General features: G+C 65.0%; 6 protein-coding genes and 1 pseudogene. 4 read left to right on the forward strand and 3 right to left on the reverse strand.

Annotated elements, in window-relative coordinates; all coding sequences use genetic code 11:
• Positions 1–15 precede the first annotated feature (15 nt).
• A complete protein-coding gene (locus tag ROP_RS39765) occupies positions 16–297 on the reverse strand; it encodes a DUF3892 domain-containing protein (RefSeq protein WP_005264133.1) in 282 nt (93 codons plus the stop codon).
• A 147-nt stretch (positions 298–444) separates the two neighbouring features.
• Positions 445–1,179, reverse strand: coding sequence for a MerR family transcriptional regulator (locus ROP_RS39770; protein ID WP_231869157.1), 735 nt, complete (start codon positions 1,177–1,179; stop codon positions 445–447).
• 229 nt (positions 1,180–1,408) lie between these two features.
• Here ROP_RS39770 and ROP_RS39775 point away from each other — a divergent pair, with 229 nt between their 5' ends.
• The 4 genes and pseudogenes from ROP_RS39775 to ROP_RS44740 all read left to right on the forward strand — a co-directional run.
• Positions 1,409–2,608 carry a type IV toxin-antitoxin system AbiEi family antitoxin domain-containing protein gene (locus ROP_RS39775; RefSeq protein WP_050785292.1) on the forward strand — a complete coding sequence of 400 codons (1,200 nt, stop codon included), beginning with the start codon at positions 1,409–1,411 and terminating at the stop codon, positions 2,606–2,608.
• Positions 2,609–2,618: 10 nt separating this feature from the next.
• Positions 2,619–3,536: a nucleotidyl transferase AbiEii/AbiGii toxin family protein gene (locus tag ROP_RS39780; protein ID WP_005264128.1), complete on the forward strand. Its 918-nt coding sequence runs from the start codon at positions 2,619–2,621 to the stop codon at positions 3,534–3,536.
• Between the two features lie 154 nt (positions 3,537–3,690).
• Positions 3,691–4,437, forward strand: coding sequence for a hypothetical protein (locus tag ROP_RS42325; RefSeq protein WP_148222695.1), 747 nt, complete (start codon positions 3,691–3,693; stop codon positions 4,435–4,437).
• A 676-nt stretch (positions 4,438–5,113) separates the two neighbouring features.
• A pseudogene (locus ROP_RS44740) lies at positions 5,114–5,266 on the forward strand (hypothetical protein); the annotation flags it as partial.
• Positions 5,267–5,357: 91 nt separating this feature from the next.
• On the opposite strand, the gene ROP_RS44990 reads toward ROP_RS44740, so the two are convergent.
• Positions 5,358–5,480 carry a hypothetical protein gene (locus ROP_RS44990; RefSeq protein WP_269454496.1) on the reverse strand — a complete coding sequence of 41 codons (123 nt, stop codon included), beginning with the start codon at positions 5,478–5,480 and terminating at the stop codon, positions 5,358–5,360.
• Between the last annotated feature and the right edge of the window lie 664 nt (positions 5,481–6,144).

Below are 6,144 nucleotides of genomic sequence, written 5' to 3' on the forward strand. Positions count from 1 at the left end.
GTGTCGGTGTCGGTGCTACCGCCGAGGCAGGGCGAGGAGGTTGTTGGTCCACACCCGATCTGCGTAGGTCCGCAGATACTTCTCACCCCGGGCGGGGCTGACGACGCCGACGTCGACGCGGTTGCCGCGGGCGTCCTCGACGTAGGCCTTGCCGTCCTCGTTCTCGATCCACGCCACGATCTGTGCGCGGGTGTTCTCGCCGGTCTTGCCGGCCGACGGGTTCGTCCACCACAGGCGGGCGATGTGCTGGTGGTCGGTGCCGCCGGACAGGCGGATGCCGGTGATGTTGATTGCCACGAGAATAATTTCCTCACTCTTGTGTGCCGATGTTTCGTCGGGTGAGTGAGGGCGTTACGCTGGGTCTGCGAAGACGGGTTGCGTAGCGGCCCTCGGGTTGAGGCGGTCATGTCCAGTGCCCGCCTCACCTGTTACTCCGGGTTGATGTCACATGTGTTCCTCCTCTTCGGTTGAGGCTTGATTGTGGCCGGGGTGGTCGCTCGGGTCCGGAGGTAGCGCCTCGTTCGGTTTCACCCCGAGGATGACCGTCGTGGGGTCGGTCGAGTGGTTGCTCGGAATCGACAGGGCGATCCGGGCCGAGGCCCACCACTGCGGCGTCCCCGCCGCCGCGTCGTCGGCATCGTCTGTGGGGGTTCGGGCGATCGCGAAACCGATCGTCGCGTCGGCGTCGTTGAGGGACCTCTCCGTCCCGTCCTTGTACACGACCCGGATCTTCCCGCGGCACGTCGGGCAGCAGGCGCGCATCAGCACGTAGGACACCACCCGCGGCACGCCGAGGGACGCCTCGTAGGAGGTGACGTGCTGGCGGGCGACGGATTCGAGTCCGCCGATGTCGAGTAGTTCGTCCCGTTGGGCGCGGATGAGGAACTTCCACACCGGCAGCAGTTCCTTGAGCGCCTCGATCGATACGCCGGCGTCACGGGCCTGGAGGATCCACTTCATCAACCAGACCACGCTTACCGGGTACGTCCCGGCCCGCGTCCCGACCCGCACGCTGCGGGGTACGAGACCTTCGGTCACGTAGAACGTCAATTGCCGATCGCTCAGCGAGAACCCGGCCTCGCGGACCTGCGCCAGCAATTCCGACTTGGTGACCTGGTCGGGGAGGTCGCCCTGAAGATCCAGATACTCGAGGAAGCCGTTCTCTTCGTGTACCACCACCCTGATCACCCCCTCGCATTGTCTATCTACAGTGCTGCTGTAGTCGCCTACCTGACTCTGGAGTAAGGGTACGCTTCGCTGTCGAGACGATGTTACCGACAAGTAGTTATGTGAATCACATCCGAACTTGAGCCCTGCGGGGCACCCCCTCGAGACGTGCGCAGCACCCCGACCGCACCGGAATAGGGCAAGAAAATTGCATTCTGGGTGATATTATTGTGCCGTGAAGATGAGTGATGCTGCCGTGGCGGTGGCGGAGTTCGGTGCCGAGCAATGGGGCCTGATCACCTCGGCGCAGGCCCGGATGCTCGGTGTCACCGCGGTGCAGATGAAACGGCTCGCGGACCGCGGCGCGCTCGAGCGTGTGCATCACGGGATCTACCGCATGACCAGACTCCCGTACGACCCCCGCCAGGACCTGCGCGTCGCGTGGGTCGCGCTCGACCTGCACACCCCCGCCTGGGAGCGCCTGTCCCAGCCGTTTCCCGGGGGAGTGGTCTCCCATCGCAGCGCCGCGCACCTGCACGAGGTCGGCGACCTCGACGCCGACCTGACCGAGCTCACCTGCCGGCGACGGATCCGGCTGCGCCTGCCCGACATCCGCATCCACACCGGAACCGTCGCCGTCGACGACTGGACCGTCGTCGACGGGCTCCCGGTGACCACGGCACGGCGCACGATCGCCGACCTCGCCGCCGAGGGAATCGACGGCGGCCACCTCGCCGGCATCGTCCGTGACGCCCTCGCCCGCGAACTCGTCTCGGTCCCGGAACTCGAGAGCACCCTCGCCTCGTCCGCCTTCGACTACGGCCACGTCCTCGGCGACGGCAGGCCCTTCCTCGACTCCCTGATCGCCCAAGCCGGGGTCTCCCAGAACACCCTCGGCCTCGCCGACGCGTACCGGAGAAGCACGAAAGCATCAGCTGCCCACTTCGCTACCGACCATCGGGCGGGTCCGCGCCTACCCGACCGCCCCTCGGCCGCACTCGCGACCCGGTCGGTCGCCGACCTCGACCGCGATGACCGTGTGCTGCCCTTCGCGTTCGCCGCCTCCACCGGCCGGTTCGATGAGCTACTGAAGAGGTCCAACGACGCGCGCGTCGCGGACGCACTCGGGGGCCTCGCGGTTACCCAACTCGCACCACTGGGCGAGCAGCTCCGCGCTCTCGCCGCGGCCGCCGCCGGCCCTCCCGAGATGGAGGCGGCCCGCACCGCGCTCCTGCAGAGCCTGCAGACACCGTCCACAGACATGATGACGACATCGGTGGCGAAGGCCATCGAACCGGTGGCCCGCCGTGCCGCCGCGAACATGGCCGCGCGGCTGCGTGGCGAACAGCAACCGCCGAACCAGGCGGCGGGCACCGGGGACCCGACTCCGGATGCGCAAGATGGCGATACCGAACGCACAGGCCGGCCTCGACACGAATGAGACTCCCTAAATGACGCAGTCCCCCCATCAATTTCGGGCCTCGATCCAGCAACGACTGAAGAACCGCTCCGCGAGCAGCGGGCAACCGCTGCAGCAACTGCGCCGCACGTACGTCATGACACGCTTTCTGGCCAGGGTGTTTGACGCCGACCCCGACGGCTGGGTGCTCAAGGGCGGCACCGGCATGATGGTGCGGCTCCCGAAGGCCCGCTACAGCAAGGACGTCGACCTGATGTCCACCGCCTTCACCGACATCGCAGACGCCATCGACAAACTACGAGAGATACTCCGCCACGAGGTCGACCCGTTCACCTACACGATCGCGCGCAAGGAGGACATCGCCGACGACAAGGGCGCTCGGATCAGTGTGCAGGTACGGCTCGGGACGACGGTGTTCGACAACTTCCCCATCGACCTGGTCACCCACCGAGGGCTGGTCGGACCGGTCGAGATCCATCCGATCCCGCACGTGATCGACCTGGGCGATACCGTAGAACCCGTCCGGGTCCGCGTCTACCCGATCGCCGACCAGATCGCCGACAAACTCTGCGCCATATACGAATACCACCTGCGCAACGGTCAACCGCCGCCCGGTGACACCTCGACCCGGTACCGCGATCTCGTCGATCTCCTCCTCATCAGCCAGAGCTTGCCGATCCCTCTGGGACAGGCAGTCGAGGCGCTCGAGAACCAACGCCGGGTGCGCAATCACATGGAACTTCCACCGGAGCTACGAACACCCGGGCCCGACTGGCACGACAACTGGCCAGCACAGGCAAAAGGCAGCCCGCTACCCGATTCCCTCCACGAGCTGAATGCTGCACTGACCGCGGCCGCCGGGTGCTACAACAGCATTCTCGCCGGGATACCCACGACGAGCCGAGAGGCAACGTGGGATCACCTGCGCCAGCAGTGGGCCGAGCGCTGACCCTTTCCGACGAATCGGAGGCGAGCCCGCGCAACAGGGCCACTTGCCGGCGAATGTTGTCGATGACAATCGATGACAATGGGACAGATGAAGGGGTTCAAGCGCGTTTAGGGGCCGTAGCGGCGACAACGTGATTGGCACTACCGTCCCCCGCATGCCCAGACTCACGGAGGAACAAAAGAAACAGCGCGCCGCCGACAAAGTCATGCGTCACGCACTCGAAGCCGAGGAACGGGATCGGCGCGAAACCCTGAAGCGACTCGAATGGGAGAAGAACGGAACATACCTGACCCGTGCCGAGTTCGAAGCGAACATGCCCTGCCGAGGATGCGGCAGGCCGTTCATCGACAACCGCGGTCCATGGCCGGCACAGATCCATATGACCCCGGCTGAAAGTGCGGAATACGCTGCCGAGAACAAGTATTACCTCGATAGACACCGCGACTGCCAGGCCTACCGAACCGGCATCGATAGCTCACGGATCACACACTGTGGATTCTGCTTCCCGCCACCGCCGCTCAGCTCCCGGCAGATTGACGTCATCAGAAAAGAGTTCGGGAGGGCCTCGAAGACGCCCGAACACGAACTCGACATCTGGAAGTCCACACTCACGTGTGGACACACAGTCCAGGGTAGACAGCACCGCACTTCCACATCCCGGACGATCGCAGTCGAGGATTGCCCGGAATGCTCGGCGCGACGAGGGGTGGTCCGGGCCGAACGGATCGGGCCAGCAGCTCCGCCACCACATCAAACAGTTCCTGATCAGCCTATTGTGACCGCAGCAGAGTTCGACGCAATCAAGTTGGTGGAAGAACACAAGGTGGCCTTGCGACTAGCGGAAGATCGGCTGAAGCAGATCCGCCGCGATGCCCATCGTGGTGTCAGTTTCGAAGACTGAATTCAACCAGAGCCCCAGATGCGAACCCGGCTGTAGAGCGGCGACGTGATCGACTACCGCGAAAGTTGCAGCCAGCTGGTGGCCGCCGGGGATCTTCGCGGCTCGAGGCCGCCGACAAGATGACCTACCGACTGTCGCCGGATCCCGATGGTGGAACGCGAACTGCTTCAGGTCGCGACCCGCAGACCCGGCCCTTGTCCTCGCCGGGTGAGTGCAGGGGTGCGGGCGGATGCAGACGTCGTCTATTTGTAACCGCTGCGGGGTTGTTGCGGCCGGGTCCGCCGCGACCGCTTGCCCTGGACCACGGACATCCCCGCGGAGCCGGTCGATCACCTCCGCGAAACCACACGAATTACTCGGACGCCCAGGTCGGTGGGGTGTGCGACCGCATCATCCTGGTGGCCCCGCACGGCCGCACTTCGGCTCGGCTCCCGGTCGCCGGCACCTGAAGGGTGGGAGGGTGCGGGTATGACATTGCGGCTGCCGACCGCCCTCGTGACGGATTCGGACGCTGCGGCAATCGCGGCCCTGAACCGGTATTGCGACCGCCCGTATCTGGGCGGCGACGGCGCCTACGTCGGAGTGTACTTCGACTCGTGGTCGAGGACCGGGGACCGGGTGAGGGAGGCGGACCGGTTCACCGCGGACGATCTGGTCGCGGCGGGTGTTCCTGTCCGTGCAGGTCCCACCGAGGGCGGCGCGGGCGATCCTGAACGTCCTTCTGACGGCGGTGGGCCCGGATCGGGTCTTGGTCGACGAACCGGTCCCGCTGACCCCGGGATGGCCCGCCTGGGACCTGGAAACCGCGCTCCGCGGCCTGCGGGACGTGGGCTGGACGAAGGCCACGAAGTTGATCGCCCGCAAACGCCCCCGGCTGTATCCGATCTTCGGTTTCGGGGGCAACGCTCCGACGGTGTCGATCAGGACAGCTCAGTCAGGTGCTGGGCACCGAGCGGGCGCATGTGAATCCGGTGCGGGAGGCCCTTTGCGCCGACGGCGGCGATGGTGGCGTGGTTCATGATCGGGATGGAGCTGTTCTTCACCCCCGACTGAACCGCCGGCGAAGCTAGGGGATCTGCGTGGGCTGGCGGCGGCCCGCGCCCGACTTCCGGGGTGCGGGCGGTGTACTTGTGTGGGGGCGTAATGGTGCTGTGACCTGGTGTGGTGACATGTCCCCGGTTTGTGATGTGGGGGTGTCGGCGACGTGCCGGGGGAGTGCCGGCGCCGGGGTGCGCGTGGGTGTCTGTTTCATGTGGTTTTGGGCTGATTTTGAAAGTTGTTGATTAGCAATATATTTGAGTAATCAGTTGGTGAATAATCTTTTACATGAGTTGTGCACAAATGGCAGATTATAAGATTCGTAATATGTTGTAAATCAACAAATTTGGAGATTATGAGATTTTCGACTGTTTCGAGTTGCATGAAGGATGGGTGGTATGCTGTGGGTATGACAATGGGTGGCGCGGGAAGGCGAGTGGTCGGTGGGGAGGGCCCCCGCCCCCAGCCTCGTTGGGATGTGGGGGGACTGAATCGAGCTTTCCGATGAAAAGAGCAGTTGAGAACCTAATTTCGGAAACTCAGAGGAGCGAAGCGACTCGATCGACGGCAACGGGAATTGACCCACTGCGAGCCGCGCAGCGGCTCCCTGGCGGGGAGCGCAGCGACTCGCCCCGTCTCCCGGTGCGGAGCACCGGGAGCAGCGCCGCG

The sequence above is a fragment of the Rhodococcus opacus B4 genome (assembly GCF_000010805.1).
GTDB classification, from domain to species: domain Bacteria; phylum Actinomycetota; class Actinomycetes; order Mycobacteriales; family Mycobacteriaceae; genus Rhodococcus_F; species Rhodococcus_F opacus_C.